This window comes from Enterobacter pseudoroggenkampii (assembly GCF_026420145.1).
GTDB lineage: Bacteria > Pseudomonadota > Gammaproteobacteria > Enterobacterales > Enterobacteriaceae > Enterobacter > Enterobacter pseudoroggenkampii.
This window is the reverse complement of the sequence record NZ_JAPMLV010000008.1, coordinates 1-19,220: the sequence shown is the minus strand read 5'-3', so window position 1 is coordinate 19,220 and position 19,220 is coordinate 1. Positions and strand designations below refer to the sequence as shown.

General features: G+C 56.5%; 14 protein-coding genes. 4 read left to right on the top strand and 10 right to left on the bottom strand.

Translation table 11 applies throughout. The features are described 5' to 3' along the window. Positions 1 to 217 precede the first annotated feature (217 nt). On the bottom strand, positions 218 to 1,867 hold the full coding sequence (gene pgi, locus OTG14_RS21585; protein WP_267215725.1) for a glucose-6-phosphate isomerase: 1,650 nt from the start codon (positions 1,865 to 1,867) through the stop codon (positions 218 to 220). A gap of 374 nt (positions 1,868 to 2,241) precedes the next feature. Here pgi and lysC point away from each other — a divergent pair, with 374 nt between their 5' ends. The 3 genes from lysC (at position 2,242) to OTG14_RS21570 (ending at position 4,952) form a co-directional block, all read left to right on the top strand. Then, positions 2,242 to 3,591, top strand: a complete 1,350-nt coding sequence (lysC, locus tag OTG14_RS21580; protein WP_023334126.1) for a lysine-sensitive aspartokinase 3 — start codon at positions 2,242 to 2,244, stop codon at positions 3,589 to 3,591. Between the two features lie 93 nt (positions 3,592 to 3,684). Beyond that, positions 3,685 to 4,629: a ketopantoate/pantoate/pantothenate transporter PanS gene (gene panS, locus OTG14_RS21575; protein ID WP_048990573.1), complete on the top strand. Its 945-nt coding sequence runs from the start codon at positions 3,685 to 3,687 to the stop codon at positions 4,627 to 4,629. Positions 4,630 to 4,679: 50 nt separating this feature from the next. Next, a complete protein-coding gene (locus OTG14_RS21570; protein WP_023309994.1) occupies positions 4,680 to 4,952 on the top strand; it encodes a YjbD family protein in 273 nt (90 codons plus the stop codon). Here the strand turns inward: OTG14_RS21570 and rluF are convergent, their stop codons facing one another. The 5 genes from rluF to metH form a co-directional block, all read right to left on the bottom strand. After that, positions 4,953 to 5,825: a 23S rRNA pseudouridine(2604) synthase RluF gene (gene rluF / locus OTG14_RS21565; RefSeq protein ID WP_048990571.1), complete on the bottom strand. Its 873-nt coding sequence runs from the start codon at positions 5,823 to 5,825 to the stop codon at positions 4,953 to 4,955. Positions 5,826 to 5,879: 54 nt separating this feature from the next. Continuing rightward, the gene (locus OTG14_RS21560) at positions 5,880 to 6,197 is read right to left on the bottom strand and encodes a CcdB family protein (RefSeq protein ID WP_029740630.1); all 318 of its coding nucleotides are present in this window, start codon (positions 6,195 to 6,197) and stop codon (positions 5,880 to 5,882) included. Next, entirely contained in the window at positions 6,197 to 6,490 is a 294-nt protein-coding gene (locus OTG14_RS21555) for a type II toxin-antitoxin system CcdA family antitoxin (protein WP_048990569.1), read from the bottom strand. The genes OTG14_RS21560 and OTG14_RS21555 overlap by 1 nt, the downstream gene beginning before the upstream one ends. 95 nt (positions 6,491 to 6,585) lie before the next feature. Beyond that, positions 6,586 to 8,217, bottom strand: a complete 1,632-nt coding sequence (locus tag OTG14_RS21550; protein ID WP_048990567.1) for a Na/Pi cotransporter family protein — start codon at positions 8,215 to 8,217, stop codon at positions 6,586 to 6,588. A 116-nt stretch (positions 8,218 to 8,333) separates the two neighbouring features. After that, positions 8,334 to 12,017 carry a methionine synthase gene (metH, locus tag OTG14_RS21545; RefSeq protein WP_267215724.1) on the bottom strand — a complete coding sequence of 1,228 codons (3,684 nt, stop codon included), beginning with the start codon at positions 12,015 to 12,017 and terminating at the stop codon, positions 8,334 to 8,336. Between the two features lie 193 nt (positions 12,018 to 12,210). Between metH and iclR the strand changes: the two genes are divergently transcribed. Next, positions 12,211 to 13,038: a glyoxylate bypass operon transcriptional repressor IclR gene (iclR, locus tag OTG14_RS21540; RefSeq protein WP_075201537.1), complete on the top strand. Its 828-nt coding sequence runs from the start codon at positions 12,211 to 12,213 to the stop codon at positions 13,036 to 13,038. 40 nt (positions 13,039 to 13,078) lie between these two features. Here the strand turns inward: iclR and aceK are convergent, their stop codons facing one another. The 4 genes from aceK to metA all read right to left on the bottom strand — a co-directional run bounded on the left by aceK (position 13,079) and on the right by metA (position 18,999). Further along, positions 13,079 to 14,812, bottom strand: coding sequence for a bifunctional isocitrate dehydrogenase kinase/phosphatase (gene aceK, locus OTG14_RS21535; RefSeq protein ID WP_267215723.1), 1,734 nt, complete (start codon positions 14,810 to 14,812; stop codon positions 13,079 to 13,081). A gap of 49 nt (positions 14,813 to 14,861) precedes the next feature. After that, positions 14,862 to 16,166 carry an isocitrate lyase gene (aceA, locus tag OTG14_RS21530; RefSeq protein WP_024906665.1) on the bottom strand — a complete coding sequence of 435 codons (1,305 nt, stop codon included), beginning with the start codon at positions 16,164 to 16,166 and terminating at the stop codon, positions 14,862 to 14,864. Positions 16,167 to 16,197: 31 nt separating this feature from the next. Then, entirely contained in the window at positions 16,198 to 17,799 is a 1,602-nt protein-coding gene (aceB, locus tag OTG14_RS21525; protein ID WP_048990563.1) for a malate synthase A, read from the bottom strand. A 270-nt stretch (positions 17,800 to 18,069) separates the two neighbouring features. After that, entirely contained in the window at positions 18,070 to 18,999 is a 930-nt protein-coding gene (gene metA / locus OTG14_RS21520) for a homoserine O-acetyltransferase MetA (protein WP_024906663.1), read from the bottom strand. Positions 19,000 to 19,220 lie beyond the last annotated feature (221 nt).

The window sequence follows — 19,220 nt, the reverse complement described above, 5'->3', positions numbered from 1 at the left end:
TGACATAAATATATAATTTATAAAAATCAATAAGTTATAATATAAATATATTAATGAACTACTGCGTATTTTCTTAAAATAAACCGCAGCAATTAACGGGTTAACCGTCTTTTTCGGATTAAACTCAGAACCAGAATTTGAGTTAACTAACAGACATCAGGAATTATCCGATAAAAAAATGCCGGCATTTCGCCGGCACGTTTTCATGACGTTTTAATTACGCACGCCATGCTTTATAACGGTTGATCAAACCATTGGTCGAGCTGTCATGGCTGGTAATCGCTTTATCATCACCCAGCTCTGGCAGAATACGGTTTGCCAGCTGTTTGCCCAGCTCAACGCCCCACTGGTCAAAGGTGAAGATGTTCAGGATCGCGCCCTGCGTGAAGATTTTGTGCTCGTACAGAGCAATCAGCGCACCCAGGCTGAACGGCGTGATTTCGCGCAGCAGGATGGAATTGGTTGGACGGTTGCCTTCGAATACTTTGAACGGCACCACGTGGTCCAGCGTTGCCGGATCTTTACCCTGGTCGCGGTATTCCTGCTCAACCACCTCGCGGGATTTACCGAACGCCAGCGCTTCGGTCTGGGCGAAGAAGTTGGACAGCAGCTTCGGATGGTGATCGGACAGCGGGTTATGGGTGATAGCCGGCGCGATGAAATCGCACGGTACCATTTTGGTGCCCTGGTGAATCAGCTGGTAGAAAGCATGCTGGCCGTTAGTACCCGGCTCGCCCCAGATGATTGGGCCAGTCTGGTAGTCCACCGCGTTGCCATTACGGTCAACGTATTTACCGTTGGATTCCATGTTGCCCTGCTGGAAGTACGCAGCAAAGCGGTGCATATACTGGTCGTACGGCAGGATCGCTTCGGTTTCAGCGCCGAAGAAGTTGTTGTACCAGATCCCGATCAGCGCCAGCAGCACCGGCAGGTTTTTCTCAGGCGCGGTGGTGGAGAAGTGTTTGTCCATCGCGTGCGCGCCGGAGAGCAGCTCAACGAAGTTGTCGAAGCCCACGGACAGGATGATAGACAGGCCAATTGCAGACCACAGAGAATAGCGGCCACCAACCCAGTCCCAGAACTCGAACATGTTCGCGGTGTCGATACCGAACTCGCTGACGGCTTTACCGTTGGTAGACAGCGCCGCGAAGTGTTTCGCCACGTGCTTGTTGTCGCCCGCGGTTTTCAGGAACCAGTCGCGCGCGCTGTGGGCGTTGGTCATGGTTTCCTGGGTGGTAAAGGTTTTAGACGCAACCAGGAACAGGGTGGTTTCCGGGTGCACGTTCTTCAGCACTTCGGCGATGTGGGTACCATCGACGTTAGACACAAAGTGCATATTGAGGTGGTTTTTGTACGGACGCAGCGCTTCGGTCACCATGAACGGGCCGAGGTCAGAACCGCCGATACCGATGTTTACCACGTCGGTGATCGCTTTGCCGGTGTAGCCTTTCCAGCTACCGGAGATGATCGCTTCGGAGAAGGTTTTCATCTTTTCCAGCACCGCGTTCACTTCCGGCATAACGTCTTTGCCGTCAACGATGATTGGCGTATTGCTACGGTTACGCAGAGCGACGTGCAGCACGGCACGGTCTTCGGTGCGGTTGATCTTCTCACCGGAGAACATGGATTTGATGGCGTCCGCCAGCTCGGTTTCTTTCGCCAGATCCTGCAGTTTTGCCAGCGTCTCTTCGGTAATGCGGTTTTTAGAGAAATCCACCAGCATCAGGTCGTCGAAGGTCGCGGAGAACTTGTTGAAACGATCGGCATCTTTCGCGAACAGATCCGCGATGGTGACGTCTTTCATTTCATCAAAATGTTTCTGGAGTGCCTGCCAGGCAGCGGTCTGCGTTGGGTTGATGTTTTTCATTAGCAATACTCTTCTGATTTGAGAATTGTGACTGCGGTCGATTGTAGCGCCTGCAAATAAAAATTGTGATGGTTTTTATGCCATTGCCCTGGCCTGCATCAAACGCAGGTGAAAAGACCCGAAAAGTATAGCTGCTGAAACGCCCTCCCGGGGCGGCGAAATGTCGGTCAAAATGCCCTAAAACGGAGCATAAAATCTGGCTCTGTTATAAGTCCTGTTTCTCAGGGGTACCCCCCCATAAAAAATCCGCATAATCCCAGCATTGACAGGACCTCCCCCGCATTTTATTTATAGGGCCGTATTTTGCGCCTGCACCTGTTTTCGTTTCACTCTTGTGCCAAGGTCGCTTATTCATTCCCTGACACGAGGTTGTTATGACGAGTTTTGTGGTCGCCAAGTTTGGCGGCACCAGTGTGGCCGATTACGATGCCATGAACCGCAGCGCCGATGTGGTGCTGGCCGATCCGAATACCCGCCTGGTGGTGCTGTCTGCATCTGCCGGCGTGACGAACCTGCTGGTTTCTCTGTCTGAAGGACTGGAAGCGACAGAACGTTTCGTGAAGCTGGATGCACTGCGCAAAATTCAGTTCGACATTCTTGAGCGTCTGCAGAACCCGAACGTCATCCGCGAGGAAGTGGAACGTCTGCTGGAAAATATCACTACCCTGGCAGAAGCCGCCTCTCTGGCCACCTCCACCGCCCTGACCGACGAGCTGGTCAGCCACGGCGAGCTGATGTCCACCCTGCTGTTTGTTGAAATCATGCGCGAGCGTAACATTCAGGCGCAGTGGTTTGACGTGCGAAAAGTGATGCGTACCAGCGACCGCTTTGGCCGTGCCGAGCCGGACGTTGAAGCACTGGCCGAACTGACCAATCAGCAGCTGGCCCCGCGTCTGGCAGACGGTATCGTGATCACCCAGGGCTTTATCGGCAGCGAAGCGAAAGGCCGCACCACCACGCTTGGCCGTGGCGGCAGCGACTACACCGCCGCGCTGCTGGGCGAAGCCCTGCATGCCACGCGCGTGGATATCTGGACTGACGTGCCGGGCATTTACACCACCGATCCGCGCGTCGTTTCTGCGGCGAAACGTATTGACGTGATCGCCTTTGAAGAAGCGGCGGAAATGGCCACCTTCGGTGCGAAAGTTCTGCATCCGGCAACCCTTTTGCCAGCCGTACGTAGCGATATTCCGGTCTTCGTTGGCTCCAGTAAAGATCCGAAAGCGGGCGGGACGCTGGTCTGCAAGAAAACGGAAAACCCACCGCTGTTCCGCGCCCTGGCCCTGCGCCGTCGCCAGACGCTGGTCACCCTGCACAGCCACAATATGCTGCACTCCCGCGGTTTCCTGGCGGAAGTGTTTGGCATTCTGGCACGCCACAACATCTCCGTGGATCTGATCACCACCTCTGAAGTGAGCATTGCGCTGACGCTGGACACCACCGGTTCTACCTCCACCGGCGACACCCTGCTGACGCAGTCGCTGCTGATTGAGCTGTCCGAGCTGTGCCGCGTGGAAGTAGAAGAAGACCTGGCGCTGGTTGCCATCATTGGCAACAAGCTGTCGCGCGCCTGCGGCGTGGGCAAAGAGGTGTTTGGCGTGCTCGACCCGTTCAGCATCCGCATGATCTGCTACGGCGCGTCCAGCTATAACCTCTGCTTCCTGGTGCCTGCCGATCAGGCCGAGCAGGTCGTGCAGAAACTTCATCAGAATTTGTTTGAATAAAATTCGTTAGCACGATAAACAATACCTATAAGCCGGGCACAGACCCGGCTTTTTTATAACTAAACAACACGACAATACTGCAAGGAATCCACTATGTTATCCGCTATTACGCGGCTGTTCCCGTTATGGGCGCTGCTGCTCTCCGTACTCGCGTATTACACGCCCACCACGTTCACCGGTATTGGTCCGTGGGTCACCACGTTGCTGATGCTGATCATGTTCGGTATGGGCGTGCATCTGAAAGTCGACGACTTCAAACGCGTGCTGTCTCGCCCTGCGCCCGTCGCGGCAGGAATATTTCTGCACTACCTGGTGATGCCGCTCGCGGCGTGGCTGCTGGCGATGGCCTTTAAGATGCCGCCCGACCTTTCCGCCGGGATGGTGCTGGTGGGCAGCGTGGCCAGCGGCACGGCGTCCAACGTCATGATCTATCTGGCGAAAGGTGACGTGGCGCTCTCCGTCACTATCTCGTCCGTCTCTACGCTGGTGGGCGTGATTGCCACGCCGCTGTTAACCCGCCTGTACGTGGATGCGCATATTCAGGTGGACGTGATGGGCATGCTGCTGAGCATTCTGCAAATCGTGGTGATCCCGATTGCGCTGGGGCTGGTCATTCACCATCTTTTCCCGCGCGTGGTGAAGGCCGTTGAGCCATACCTGCCCGCATTTTCGATGGTCTGTATTCTGGCCATCATCAGCGCCGTGGTGGCGGGCTCCGCCTCGCACATTGCTTCCGTAGGCTTTGTGGTGATCGTCGCGGTGGTGCTGCATAACACCATTGGTCTGCTGGGCGGCTACTGGGGCGGGAAACTGTTTGGCTTCGACGAATCGACCTGCCGCACGCTGGCTATTGAGGTAGGGATGCAGAACTCCGGCCTGGCGGCGGCGCTTGGTAAAATTTACTTCTCCCCGCTGGCGGCCCTGCCTGGCGCGCTGTTCTCCGTCTGGCACAACCTCTCCGGCTCGCTGCTGGCGGGCTACTGGTCCGGCAAACCGATTGATGAACAAACAAAAAAAGATGCGGTGAAGCAGGGTTAATTTACGCTGCTTGCTTTACACTGAAGCCTCTCTCTCAGGAGGCTTCAGCAATGGCTACACCACGTTTGACCCAGAAAGACATGACCGAAGCCGAGCAGCGCGAACTGAAAACGCTTCTCGACCGCGCCCGTATCGCACATGGCCGCACGCTGACGAACGCCGAAACCAATCAGGTGAAAAAAGAGTACATCGATAAGCTGATGGCGCAGCGTGACGCCGCGGCGAAAAAAGCCCGCAAGCTGAAAAAAGAGCAGGCTTATAAACCGGATGCAGAGGCGACCTTTTCCTGGTCGGCCACAACGTCTACCCGTGGAAGGCGCTAATCAGCGCCCTTTCTTTTTGCGCCCCGGCTGGGTAAAGCGTTTTCCGTTACCCGGCTTGCCGCGCCCTTTCTCTTCCGCCTGCGGCGCCTTCACCACCGGACGCTTAATCGCCTGGGTTTTCGGTTTGGCTTTGGCCTTCGGCTTCGCTTCGGACGAGGAATTCTCGATAAGCTTGAACAGCTCGATCAGTTCGTCATCCGTTAAGTCGCGCCATTCGCCCAGCGGAATGCCGGACAGGCTGACGTTCATGATGCGCGTGCGCTCAAGCTTCGTCACTTCATAACCGAAATGTTCGCACATGCGGCGGATCTGGCGGTTTAAGCCCTGCACCAGGGTAATACGGAACGCGAACGGCGCTTCTTTCTTCACCTTACACTTTTTCGTAACGGTACCGAGGATCGGCACACCGGCGCCCATACCGCGAATAAAGTCGTCCGTGACCGGCTTATTTACCGTCACAATGTACTCTTTCTCGTGATCGTTACCGGCACGCAGGATCTTGTTGACCAGATCGCCGTGGTTGGTGAGGAAAATCAGCCCCTGAGAGTCTTTATCCAGACGGCCAATCGGGAAGATACGGCTGCTGTGGTTCACGAAATCAACGATGTTGTCCCGCTCACCGTCTTCCGTGGTGCTGACAATCCCAACCGGTTTGTTCAACGCGATAAACACCAGGTCTTCAGCATCACGCGGTTCGATGACCTGACCATTCACTTTAACCACATCGCCAGGCACCACCTGATCGCCGATGGTGGCGCGTTTGCCGTTAAGAAACACGTTACCTTGTTCAATGTAACGGTCAGCCTCGCGACGTGAGCAGATCCCGCTCTCGCTAATGTATTTGTTTAATCGGGTTGATTGAGTTGGCAGCATAGTTTCTCCTGTGAAGGGCGAAATATACCTTACCTTGCGGCTGACAAAAAAGTGTTAGTAACCGTTGATCAAAAAATCGAGTGCATCCCGCAATGAAGCACGGTTTTGCGTAAGATCGGCGACACGCTCGCCTAACTCTTTTGGCGATATGCCTGCCATCATGTGCATCATTACCACACAGGGTTTACCCGCTATCTCAACGACAGGGCACACTTTCGCAGGTGGCTGAATGCCTCCCAGATGGCTAAGTTCAACTGCGGGGGCGACCAGAACATGCTTCATCACATTAGCCACGGGATGCTGCATATTGATTAGCCAGGGATAGGCAGTTTTCCCCTTACCTTCATTCTCATAAGCAAAATATTGCTCCATCAGAACGACCTCTGAAAGTCACTAAAGGAGCCGTTTTCATCAACCCATTGGTTAATGGCCTCGATAGAAGCTTTATTTTCTGCTAACCACTCTGCACGCTGATGCGCACGAAACTGCTCCTGCAGTGCAGCCGTGAGCACGGCAGAGAGATTAAGTTTAAGCCGTCGCGCCTCTTCAAGGATTTCAGGTGCTAACGACACGTTGACTGATTTTTTAATGCCATGAGTAGTGCGCATGAAAACCCCCATCGGAATGCGCATGAATTGGCGAAGTGTAGCGTAATAAACGACCATTTTCTATTCCCTAAAAAACGTAAGGTCTGAAGGGTAAATGGCGCTTGATAAGGTGTCACGCCTCGCAACAAGGTTTTGCGAGGCGCTTTCAGAGATTAATACTCATCCCGCTCGTCGTCTTCATCCGGCTGTTCCATCACGCTGTACGCCACCGCGCAGAACAACGAGTTGAGACGCTTCATATCGCCCAGCAGTCCCAGGTGGAGTGAGCTGGTTTCGATACTCTGCACGTTCTGCTGGTGCAGACGCTCAACGTGGGCGTGCGAGTAGCGGCGGTTCAGAATACGGAAACGATGCTTGTTGCGGCGCAGGCGGCGCGCGCTCGGCACATCGCTGGAGAAGAATACCGACATCGCCAGCTTGAGGTTGCTGACAAGCTGTTCGTGCAGCGCTTCCAGCTCCTTCAGGCCTTCACCTGAAAACGCACGACGCGCGGCAAGGGATTTGTCGGCGATCTCGCTGCCCATGCGTTCAACGATATCCGAAGCCTGCTCAAGGTTAAGCGACATCTCGATAATTTCCGCCCAGCGGCGGGACTCCTCTTCCGCCAGCTCGTCCTGCGGCATGCGCGCCAGGTAAAGCTTGATGGCGGTATAGAGCACGTTGATATCGTCAGCTAACCTGCGCAGCTCTTTCTCTTCACGCGGCTCGCCGTGCATCACCTTTTGCAGACCTTCGAGCATGGTTTCCATCGCGTCGCCCATGCGCAACGTCTCGCGCGCGGCATTCGCCAGCGCCAGCGCCGGGGTATCCAGCGCGGACGTATCCAGGTGCTTCGGTTTCAGGCGCGCATCCAGCTCCGGTTCGTCCTGAATGAGGCGTTCGCAGAAGCGGGCCATCGACCCGGCAAAAGGTACCATCGCCAGGCAGCGCACCAGGTTGTAGAACACGTGGAAATAGATCACCAGCTCCGCTTTCGGCAGCGGGAGGTTGTCCATCAGGTTCGCCAGCGGGTGGATAAAGGGCAGGATAATCAGGCTGCCCACCAGCTTAAACAGCAGGCTGCCGAGGGCCACACGGCGGGCGGCGGCGTTGGCCGCGCTGTTATTGAGCATCGCCAGCAGGCCCGAGCCGAGGTTGGCACCGATCACCAGGCACAGCGCGACCGGGAAGGAGATCGCCCCGGCCGCGGTGAGTGTGGCCGTCAGCAGCACGGCCGCCAGGCTGGAGTAGCTGACGATAGCAAACACCGCGCCAATCAGAGCATCCAGCATAATGTCCCCGGTCAGGGAGGCGAAGATGACCTGAACACCGTTGGCTTCGGTAATAGGCGTGACCGCCTGCACAATCAGCTCCAGCGCCAGCAGGATCAGCCCCAGGCCAATCCCTACGCGCCCGAGCTGACCGGCGCGGGTCTGTTTGCGGCCGAGGAAGAAGATCACGCCTATAAAAATCAGCAGCGGTGACAGCCAGGAGAGATCGAACGTCAGGATACGCGCCATCAGCGCGGTACCCACATCAGCCCCCAGCACAATGACCAGAGCCGGGGCCAGCGCCACCAGATCCTGCGCCACAAAGGAGGTGACAAGCAGGGTTGTGGCGTTGCTGCTCTGAACCAGTGCCGTTACGCCAATACCCGCGCAGAAGGCGAGCGGCTTCTTCTCAACGCTGCTGCTGAGAACGGTACGTAAACGGGCGCCAAAAACGCGCATCACACCGGTACGGACGATATGGGTGCCCCATACGAGCAGTGCGACTGCAGAGAGCAGATGTAACAGGGTCAGCACGGAAGGTTTTCCTCCTTATCGTTATTCGTTTTCCATAGGTTCAGTATAAGGGTTTAAGCGTAAGAAAGAGACAAGGCACCATTGAGGTGCCCTGTTTGTTGTAAGGAAAAGTGATTTTAGTCGGCGTCGTAGCCGAGATTAGGGGCCAGCCAGCGCTCCACTTCTGATACGCTCATCCCTTTGCGCAAGGCGTAATCTTCGATCTGATCCCGCTGCAGCTGCGCCACGGCGAAGTACTTGCTGTCCGGATGGCTGAAGTACCAGCCTGAGACTGACGCGCCCGGCCACATGGCGAACGACTCGGTGAGCTTCATACCTGTATGCGCTTCTACGTCCAGCAGTTTCCAGATGGTGCCTTTTTCGGTGTGTTCCGGGCAGGCCGGGTATCCCGGCGCCGGGCGAATGCCCTGGTAATTTTCACGGATCAGATCCTCATTGCTGAGGTTTTCGTTCGCCGCGTAGCCCCAGTGCACCTTACGCACACGCTCGTGGAGATACTCGGCGAAGGCTTCCGCCAGGCGGTCGGCAATCGCTTTCACCATGATTTTATTGTAATCATCGTGCTGCGCTTCGAACGCGTCCGCCAGGGCATCTTCTTCCAGACCGCCGGTCACGGCAAAGGCGCCAATATAGTCGGCTTTACCGCTCAGCTTCGGCGCGACAAAATCGGCCAGGCAGTAGTTGGCAAAGCCCACTTTCTCGGTTTGCTGACGCAGATGGCGGCTGACCGCCAGTACGTGAGTGCGGGTTTCATCGCGGTAAATTTCGATGTCGTCACCCACACGGTTAGCCGGGAACAGGCCCACGACGCCGCGCGGGTTAAGGGTTTTCTCCGCACTCAGTCTGTCGAGCATGTCGTTGGCATCTTTAAACAGGCGTTTCGCCTCCTCACCTACCACCTCATCTTCCAGGATCCGCGGATATTTGCCCGCCAGCGACCAGGTCATAAAGAACGGCGTCCAGTCGATGTAGTTGCGCAGCGTTTCGATGCTGGCGCTGACTTCCTGAACGCCCAGACGATGCGCGACCGGCGGCGTATAGCTCGACCAGTCAAAGGCCAGATCGTTGTCGCGCGCCGCCTGGAGTGAAACAGGCGGGGTGCGCGGCTTCTTACGGCCGTGCTGGATGCGGACGGTTTCGTACTCTTTGCGGGTGCGCTCAACAAACTCGTCGCGCTGGGTGTCAGAGAGCAGCGCGGAGACCACGCCCACGGTGCGCGAGGCGTTCTGCACGTAGACCGTCGGCCCGCTGTAGTTCTGCTCGATTTTCACCGCCGTGTGCGCTTTGGAGGTGGTCGCGCCGCCAATCAGCAGCGGAATGGTGAAGCCCTGACGCTCCATCTCCTTCGCCACGTTAACCATCTCGTCCAGCGACGGCGTAATCAGGCCGGAGAGGCCAATCAGGTCGGCGTTCACTTCGCGCGCGGTCTTGAGGATTTTATCCGCCGGGACCATCACGCCGAGGTCGATAATTTCGTAGTTATTGCACTGCAGCACCACGCCGACGATGTTCTTGCCGATGTCGTGCACGTCGCCCTTCACGGTGGCAATGACCATCTTGCCGTTGCTGGATCCTTTCTCTTTGCTGGCTTCGATGTAGGGCTCAAGATACGCCACCGCCTGCTTCATCACGCGGGCGGATTTCACCACCTGCGGCAGGAACATTTTGCCTTCGCCAAACAGATCGCCGACCACGTTCATGCCGTCCATCAGCGGGCCTTCAATCACCTCAATCGGGCGGGCTGCCTGCTGGCGCGCCTCTTCGGTATCGAGCTCGATAAATTCGGTAATGCCTTTAACCAGCGAGTATTCCAGACGCTTTTTCACGTCCCAGGAACGCCACTCGGCCTGCTGAACGTTTGCCGCCTCATCCGATTTGCTGCCGCGGTATTTCTCCGCCAGGTCCAGCATGCGCTCGGTGGCGTCGTCGCGGCGGTTAAGGATCACGTCCTCGACGGCATCGCGCAGCTCGGCAGGAAGGTCGTCGTAAATCGCCAGCTGTCCGGCGTTAACGATCCCCATGTCCATGCCGTTGCGGATGGCGTAGTAGAGGAACACGGCGTGGATCGCTTCACGCACCGGGTCGTTACCGCGGAACGAGAACGACACGTTCGATACGCCGCCGGAGATCAGCGCATGCGGCAGCTCGCGCTTGATGTCCTCGCACGCGCCGATAAAGTCCTGAGCATAGTTATTATGCTCTTCGATGCCGGTCGCCACGGCGAAGATGTTCGGGTCAAAGATGATGTCTTCCGGCGGGAAGCCCACCTCTTCGGTCAGTATTTTGTACGCGCGGCGGCAAATCTCAATTTTACGCGCGCGGGTATCGGCCTGGCCCACTTCGTCGAAGGCCATGACCACCACGGCGGCACCGTAGCGGCGGACCATTTTCGCGTGGTGGATAAAGATATCAACGCCCTCTTTCATAGAGATAGAGTTGACGATGCCTTTACCCTGAATGCACTTCAGCCCTTTTTCGATGACTTCCCATTTGGAGGAGTCAATCATGATCGGCACGCGGGCGATGTCCGGCTCACCGGCGATCAGGTTGAGGAAACGCACCATCGCCGCTTCGGCGTCGAGCATCCCCTCATCCATGTTGATATCGATAATCTGCGCGCCGCTTTCCACCTGCTGGCGGGCAACGTCCAGCGCTTCGCTGTACTTCTCTTCTTTGATCAGGCGCTTGAACTTTGCAGAACCGGTGACGTTAGTACGCTCACCCACGTTTACAAACAGGCTATCGTCGCCGATGGTCAACGGCTCGAGTCCGGAAAGGCGACAGGCAACCGGCAGCTCGGGCAGCCTGCGCGGCGGCAGTCCGGCGACGGCGTTGCTCATGGCCGCGATGTGCTCCGGCGTGGTGCCGCAACAGCCGCCGACAATGTTCAGGAAGCCAGACTCGGCCCACTCGCGGATTTGCGCCGCCATGGTGTCGGCATCGAGATCGTATTCACCGAACGCGTTCGGCAGACCGGCGTTCGGGTGGGCGGTGACGTAGCATTCCGCGATACGGGACAGCTCCTGCACGTACTGGCGCAGTTCATCCGGCCCCAGCGCGCAATTAAGGCCAAAGGAGAGCGCTTCGGCGTGGCGCAGGGAGTTATAAAACGCTTCGGTTGTCTGGCCGGACAGGGTGCGGCCGGAGGCGTCGGTGATGGTGCCGGAAATCATGATCGGCAGGTCAACGCCCAGCGCCTCAAACTCCTCTTTCACCGCGTAAATTGCGGCTTTGGCGTTGAGGGTGTCGAAGACGGTTTCAATCAGGATCAGGTCGGAGCCGCCTTCCACCAGCGCTCTGGTCGATTCGCGGTAGGCGGCAACCAGCTGGTCAAAGGTGATGTTACGAAACGCCGGGTCGTTGACGTCCGGTGAAATCGACGCGGTGCGGTTCGTCGGGCCTAGCACCCCGGCAACGTAGCGAGGCTTGTCCGGCGTGCGGGCCGTCCACTCGTCGGCGCAGGCGCGCGCCAGCTTCGCGGCTTCCAGGTTGATTTCCGCCGACAGGGATTCCATCTGGTAATCCGCCATGGCGATGGTTGTCGAGTTGAAGGTGTTGGTTTCAACGATATCCGCACCCGCTTCGAAGTAGGCGTTGTGGATATCCTTAATCACGGACGGCTTGCTGAGCACCAGCAGGTCGTTGTTTCCTTTCAGGTCGCATGGCCAGTCGGCAAAGCGCTCGCCGCGGAAATCGTCTTCACTCAGACGATAGCTCTGGATCATGGTGCCCATGCCGCCGTCCAGCACCAGAATTCGTTCATTTAACTGCGCACGCAGTTGCTCTACTTTGCTGCTCACACTTGCTCCCGACAACGCTCAACAAGGCCAAAAGGCTGCGTTCCATACTGGCACAATCTCGCAGGGTGGAAAAGCCACTCAGGGGTAACATGAGACATGTTCACCATCACTCCTCCGATCAGTCAGGATAACGGTTGCAAATTCACCAAATAAAACGAAAATGATTTCCACGATACAGAAAAAGGAGATCGCCATGGTCGCGACCGTTCCCGCCAAACGCGGCAGAAAGCCTGCTGCCACCACCGCCGCACAACAGGGCGGACAGGTTCAATCGCTCACGCGCGGTCTGAAGCTGCTGGAGTGGATAGCCGAGTCGCACAGCAGCGTGGCCCTGACGGAGCTGGCCCAGCAGGCTGGCCTGCCGAACTCCACAACGCACCGCCTGCTGACCACCATGCAGCAACTGGGCTTTGTGCGTCAGGTGGGCGAGCTGGGGCACTGGGCGGTGGGCGCGCACGCGTTTATCGTCGGCAGCAGCTTCCTGCAGAGCCGCAACCTGCTGGCGATTGTGCACCCGATTCTGCGCAAGCTGATGGAGGAGTCCGGCGAGACGGTAAACCTGGCGGTACTGGACCAGAGCGATCATCAGGCGATTATCATCGACCAGGTGCAGTGCACGCAGCTGATGCGCATGTCCGCACCGATTGGCGGCAAGCTGCCGATGCACGCGTCCGGGGCGGGGAAAGCATTTCTCTCGCAGCTGAGCGAGGAGCAGGTAACGGGGCTGCTGCACCGTAAAGGGCTGCACGCCTACACCCACGCCACGCTGGTGTCGCCCGTGCATCTGAAAGAAGATCTGGCCCTGACCCGCAAGCGCGGCTATTCGTTTGATGATGAAGAACATGCCCTGGGCCTGCGCTGCCTCGCGGCCTGCATTTTCGACGAACACCGCGAGCCGTTTGCCGCCATCTCCATCTCCGGGCCGATTTCACGCATGACCGACGACCGCGTGACCGAGCTCGGTGCGCTGGTGATTAAGGCGGCGAAAGAGGTGACGCTGGCGTACGGTGGAATTCGTTAAAATTGAGTGTGACCTGATGCCCTCACCCCGGCCCTCTCCCTCAGGGAGAGGGAGAAAAGCGGATGCAAAACCGCTGCTTGCGGCGGTATGCATACACATCTTCCACGTGCCCGTTTTTGATCCGCGTTTGCAGTCCGCGCCAGTAGCTGGCGCGAAACAGATCGGCATGCATCTCTTCGAATAGCGGTCCGATGCGCGGATCGGCACACAGCCAGTGACGAAACTCTTCGGGAAACACATCGCCCGGCGAGACGCTGTACCACGGCTCGCTGGAAAGCTCATCTTCCGGGTAGCGGGGCGGTGGGATATCGCGGAAATTCACTTCGGTCATGTAGCAAATTTCGTCGTAATCGTAGAACACCACCCGCCCGTGTCGGGTGACGCCGAAGTTTTTAAACAGCATGTCGCCCGGGAAAATATTGGCGGCGGCAAGCTGGCGAATCGCGTTGCCGTACTCTTCAATGGCATCCCGCAGCGCCTGACCTTCGGACTGCTCAAGCCAGATATTCAGCGGCACCATGCGGCGCTCAATATAGAGATGGCTAATCACGATTTTGTCACCCAGATCGGTGATTTTCGCGGGCGCTTCCTGCATCAACAGCGCCATGAGCGCCGGGTCGATCTGCTGTTTATCCAGCACAAAGTTTTCGAATTCCTGAGTATCCGCCATGCGCCCGACGCGATCGTGCTCTTTAACCAGCTGATAGCAAGCGCGAACGTGCGCGGCGGTCATCTCTTTCTGCGGGGCGAATCTGTCCTTAATCACCTTAAAGACCCGGTCGAAACCCGGCAGCGTAAAGACCAGCATCACCATACCGCGAATGCCTGGCGCTTCGATAAACTGCTCATCGGCCGTGGTGACATAGCGCAGGTACTCCCGGTAGCTTTCCGTCTTGGCGTGCTTCTGGCAGCCAATGGCCATATACAGCTCGGCGGTGGTTTTTCCCGGCAGGATCTCGCGCAGCCACTCCACCAGCGCGGCAGGCAGCGGGGCGTACACCATGAAATAAGAGCGGGCGAAGCCAAACACGATGCTGGCCTCGGCGCCGGTGGTCAGGCAGGTATCGACAAACAGTTCCCCGTCGTCGGTACGGTGAATCGGCAGCAGAAACGGCACAATGGCGGTTGGCGTAACCAGTTTGCCCACCAGCCAGGCGGCTTTATTGCGGTAGAAAAGCTCGTTGGCCACCTGCAAATGGCTGTGGCTGAGCACCTCCGCGCCGAAGGTTTCGTTGAGATGGGCGTAGATATAGCCGATATCCCGGGTTTTATTCTCCCAGGGCAGGCGCAGCGGCAAATCCGTTAGCACGCGGTGCAGGAGCTTTTCCCATCCGCGATCGGGAAAGAAATCTTTCGCCAGCGGACGTGGGATGGTTCGAAAGCGCCGCTCGGGCTGGGAGCTGAAGATAAATAACCGCTCAGGAGATAATGAGCGGTGGTCAAATAACCGGCAATAGACGGAGTTGAAAAAGCTCTCCGCAATCTCGAAGCGAGGGTAGTCGGGTAACAAATGGGTGTAGTGCTCCTTCACGCGCAGTAAAAATTCCGCGTCGGGACTTTTACCGTCGGTAATACAGCGCAGCTGCTCCACCACCAGACCCACGTGGTGATCATAGAGATGGATACGCTGCTTCATGGCCTGCTGAACCGCATGCCAGTCTGCATGTTCAAAGCGCTGCTGCGCGCCGGATGTCACTTCAAGAAAACGACCATACTGGGCATCAAAGCCCTGCAAAATAGTTTGGGCAATCAGTAATTCCAGGCCACGCGACATATATTCCCCTTACCCAACCCTCTCCCCAGAGGGGAGAGGGGGGAAAAGATTAGAACTGTGCTTCTTCCGTTGAACCCGTTAAGGCGGTGACGGAGGAGGTGCCGCCCTGAATAATCGTGGTCACATTATCAAAGTAGCCGGTTCCCACCTCCTGCTGGTGAGACACGAAGGTGTAGCCGTCTTTACCCGCGGCAAACTCCGGCTGCTGCACCTTCTCAACGTAGTGCTTCATGCCCTCACCCTGCGCGTAGGCGTGCGCCAGGTCGAACATGTTAAACCACATGCTGTGGATGCCTGCCAGAGTAATGAACTGGTATTTGTAGCCCATGTCGGACAGCTGCTGCTGGAAGCTGGCGATCGTTTTGTCATCCAGCTTTTTCTGCCAGTTGAAGGACGGCGAGCAGTTGTAGGCCAGCAGTTTGCCCGGGTATTTCGCATGGATGGCGTCGGCAAAGCGTTTTGCCAGCGCCAGATCCGGCGTGGAGGTTTCACACCAGACCAGGTCCGCGTACGGCGCGTACGCCAGGCCGCGGCTGATCGCCTGCTCAATGCCGGCATGTGTGCGGTAGAAGCCTTCGCTGGTACGCTCGCCGGTGATGAATTCGCTATCGTACGGGTCGCAGTCAGAGGTGATCAGGTCAGCCGCGTCGGCATCGGTACGGGCAATCACCAGCGTCGGCACGCCGAGCACGTCAGCAGCCAGACGCGCGGCAACCAGCTTCTGCACGGCTTCCTGGGTAGGAACGAGCACCTTACCGCCCATGTGTCCGCATTTCTTCACTGACGCCAGCTGGTCTTCGAAGTGAACGGCCGCTGCACCGGCCTCAATCATCGATTTCATCAGCTCGAAGGCATTCAGCACGCCGCCGAAGCCCGCTTCCGCATCCGCGACGATCGGCAGGAAGTAGTCAATAAAGCGCGGATCGCCAGGTTCGATACCGGCAGCCCACTGGATCTGATCCGCACGGCGGAAGGTATTGTTGATCCGATCCACAACCGACGGCACGGAGTTAGCCGGATAGAGCGACTGATCCGGGTACATGCTGGAGGCCAGGTTGGCGTCCGCCGCGACCTGCCAGCCGGAGAGGTAAATCGCCTCAATACCGGCCTTCGCCTGCTGCAGCGCCTGACCGCCGGTCAGCGCGCCGAGGCTGTTGATGTAGCCTTTTTTAGAGCCACCGTGCAGCAGCTTCCACATTTTCGCCGCGCCATTTTGCGCCAGCGTGCATTCCGGATTGACCGAGCCGCGTAATTTCACCACTTCCTCCGCGCTGTAAGGACGGCGGATGCCTTCCCAGCGAGGTTGTGTCCACTCTTTCTTTAACTCTTCGATTTGTTGGGTACGGGTTTTCATGTGCAGATGCTCCATATTGTTATGTGGTGAGTTACGCCAGGAAGCGGTAGCCCGGCAGGGTCAGGAAGTCGATTAAGTCATCTGATGTGGTGATTTGCTCCATCAGGCGCGCAGCGTCGTCAAAACGCCCGCTGCTGAAGCGGTGTTCGCCCAGCTCGTCCTGGATCACCCGCATCTCTTCGGCCAGCATCTGGCGGAACAGAGATTTGGTCACCGGCTTGCCGTTGCTGAGCGTTTTTTGATGGTGGATCCACTGCCAGATGGAGGTACGTGAGATCTCTGCCGTCGCGGCATCTTCCATCAGGCCGTAGATCGGCACGCAGCCGTTGCCGGAGATCCACGCTTCGATGTATTGCACGGCGACGCGAATATTGGCACGCATGCCCTCTTCCGTCCGCTCGCCCGCACACGGAGCAAGCAGCTGTTCTTCAGCCGTTGGGGCATCCTCTTCGCGCGTGACAAACAGCTGGTTTTTATTGTCACCGAGTACGCGGTTGAAAACCTCCATCGCCGTATCGGCCAGGCCGGGATGGGCAATCCACGTGCCGTCGTGACCGTTACGGGCTTCAAGCTCTTTGTCGGCCTTCACCTTGTTGAGCACCTGATTGTTGCGTTCTGCGTCTTTGCTCGGGATAAATGCCGCCATGCCGCCCATCGCAAAGGCACCGCGCTTGTGGCAGGTTTTGATCAGCAGACGCGAGTAGGCGCTCAGGAACGGTTTATCCATGGTCACGACCTGGCGATCCGGCAGCACGCGATCGGGATAGTTTTTCAGGGTTTTGATGTAGCTGAAAATATAGTCCCAGCGTCCGCAGTTCAGGCCGACAATGTGGTCTCTCAGGGCGTGCAGAATTTCATTCATCTGGAACACGGCGGGCAGCGTTTCAATCAGCAGCGTGGCCTTGATGGTGCCCCGCGGCAGGTTGAAACGATCTTCCGCATAGCTGAAGACCTCGCTCCACCAGGCCGCTTCCTGCCAGGCCTGCGTTTTTGGCAGATAGAAATACGGGCCGCTGCCCTTCGCCAGCAGGGCTTTGTAGTTGTGGAAGAAATAGAGCGCAAAATCAAACAGGCTGCCCGGAATGGCTTCCCCACGCCAGGTGACATGTTTTTCAGGCAGGTGCAGCCCGCGTACGCGGCAGATCAGCACCGCCGGGTTCGGCTTGAGCTGGTAAATTTTGCCGGCTTCATTGGTATAGCTGATGGTGCCGTTCACGGCGTCGCGCAGATTGATCTGCCCGTCGATAACTTTGTTCCAGTCAGGCGCCAGTGAGTCTTCAAAATCGGCCATAAAGACTTTAACGTTGGCGTTCATGGCGTTGATCACCATTTTGCGCTCTACCGGACCGGTGATCTCAACGCGACGATCCTGTAAATCTTCAGGGATGCCGCGGATTTTCCACTCGCCACGACGAATGGAAGCGGTTTCCGAAATGAATCCAGGCAACTTGCCATCGTCAATTTCCTGCTGCTGATGAATACGTGCCGCCAGCAGCTTATTACGCTGCGGCGTAAAGCGAGTCACCAGTTCAGTCAGAAATTCTACCGCTTCCGCCGTCAAAACTTGCTGTTCTTGCTCGCCATACGGCTGGGTAAAGGCCAGTTCATCGACCGTCGTTGCCTGTTGAGTCATTACTCTGCTCCTCATCAAAGATCCAAAATCACGCTCCCGATGCGAACGAAAGATCGTTGGGTAGTTTTCGCTCAGCAGAATTAAGACTATCTCTATTTTTTCCAAAATCAAAAACAATTTCCATTTTAATTGTCAATTGCAATTAATTATTTGATTTTATTGAGATTAAAGTTTGACTGAATGATGAGCGGTATTTCGGAAATAAAAAAGGCACCCGAAGGTGCCTGATTTGAATAGCTGAAACGCTTTAGGATCGTTTAGTGCAGACGATTACTCCAGCGTTGGATTCATGTGACGCAGATCGTATGGCGTTATCTGATAGACGTAATAGTTGAGCCAGTTAGTAAAAAGCAAATTCCCGTGGCTGCGCCAGGTTGCTCTCGGTTTGTTTTGCGGATCGTCTTTCGGGAAATAGTTGTACGGCACATCCGGATTAAGACCCGCTTCGACATCACGGAAATACTCTGACGCAAGGGTATGCGGATCGTACTCAGGATGCCCGGTTACGAATGCAATGCGTTTATCCTTGCTGGCAAACAGATAAGCATCTCCATCTTCCGTTTCGGCCAGGATCTCCAGATCGGTGTAATCACGAATCAGCTGGGCCGGGAAGTCAGCGTAGCGAGAATGCGGGGCCAGGAAAGAATCATCAAACCCGCGCGTCAGCAACGCATGTGGATGGAGAATATGGTGTTCGTATACGCCGGAGAGCTTTTCAGTGCGGGTTTGCTTGGGGATGCCATAGAGAATATTCAGTGCGGCTTGTACCGCCCAACAGACAAACAATGTGGACGTGACGTGATCTTTTGCCCACTCCAGCACCTGTTTGATTTGCGGCCAGTAGGCGACATCGTTAAATTCAACCAGACCCAGCGGGGCGCCGGTCACAATCAGTCCGTCGAAGTTTTCACCCTGGATGTCATCGAAGTTGCAGTAGAAGTTGTTCAGATGCTCAGAAGGCGTGTTACGTGACTCACGGGCGTCGATTCGCAGCAGCTGGATATCGACCTGCAGCGGGGAGTTCGACAGCAGACGCAGGAACTGGTTTTCTGTTTCGATCTTTTTTGGCATCAGATTGAGAATAAGCACCTTCAGCGGGCGAATTTCCTGACCTGTCGCACGCGAAGCCGTCATGACGAAGACGTTTTCTTCACGCAAGAAATTGACGGCTGGTAGCTCGTCCTGCACCCGAATCGGCATAGCTTTATATCCTCACAGCATACGTATAAACGTTTAGACATCCAGATAGCTAACGATACCCAGAAATGGTTTGAATGTCGAGTCTGCAAGCAGAAGGTGAGAAAGTTTCAAGGAAGGGGAAAGACAAAAGCAAAAAACCCCGCACCTTTCGGTACGGGGTTCTTCTTAATTGATGCCTGGCAGTTCCCTACTCTCACATGGGGAGACCCCACACTACCATC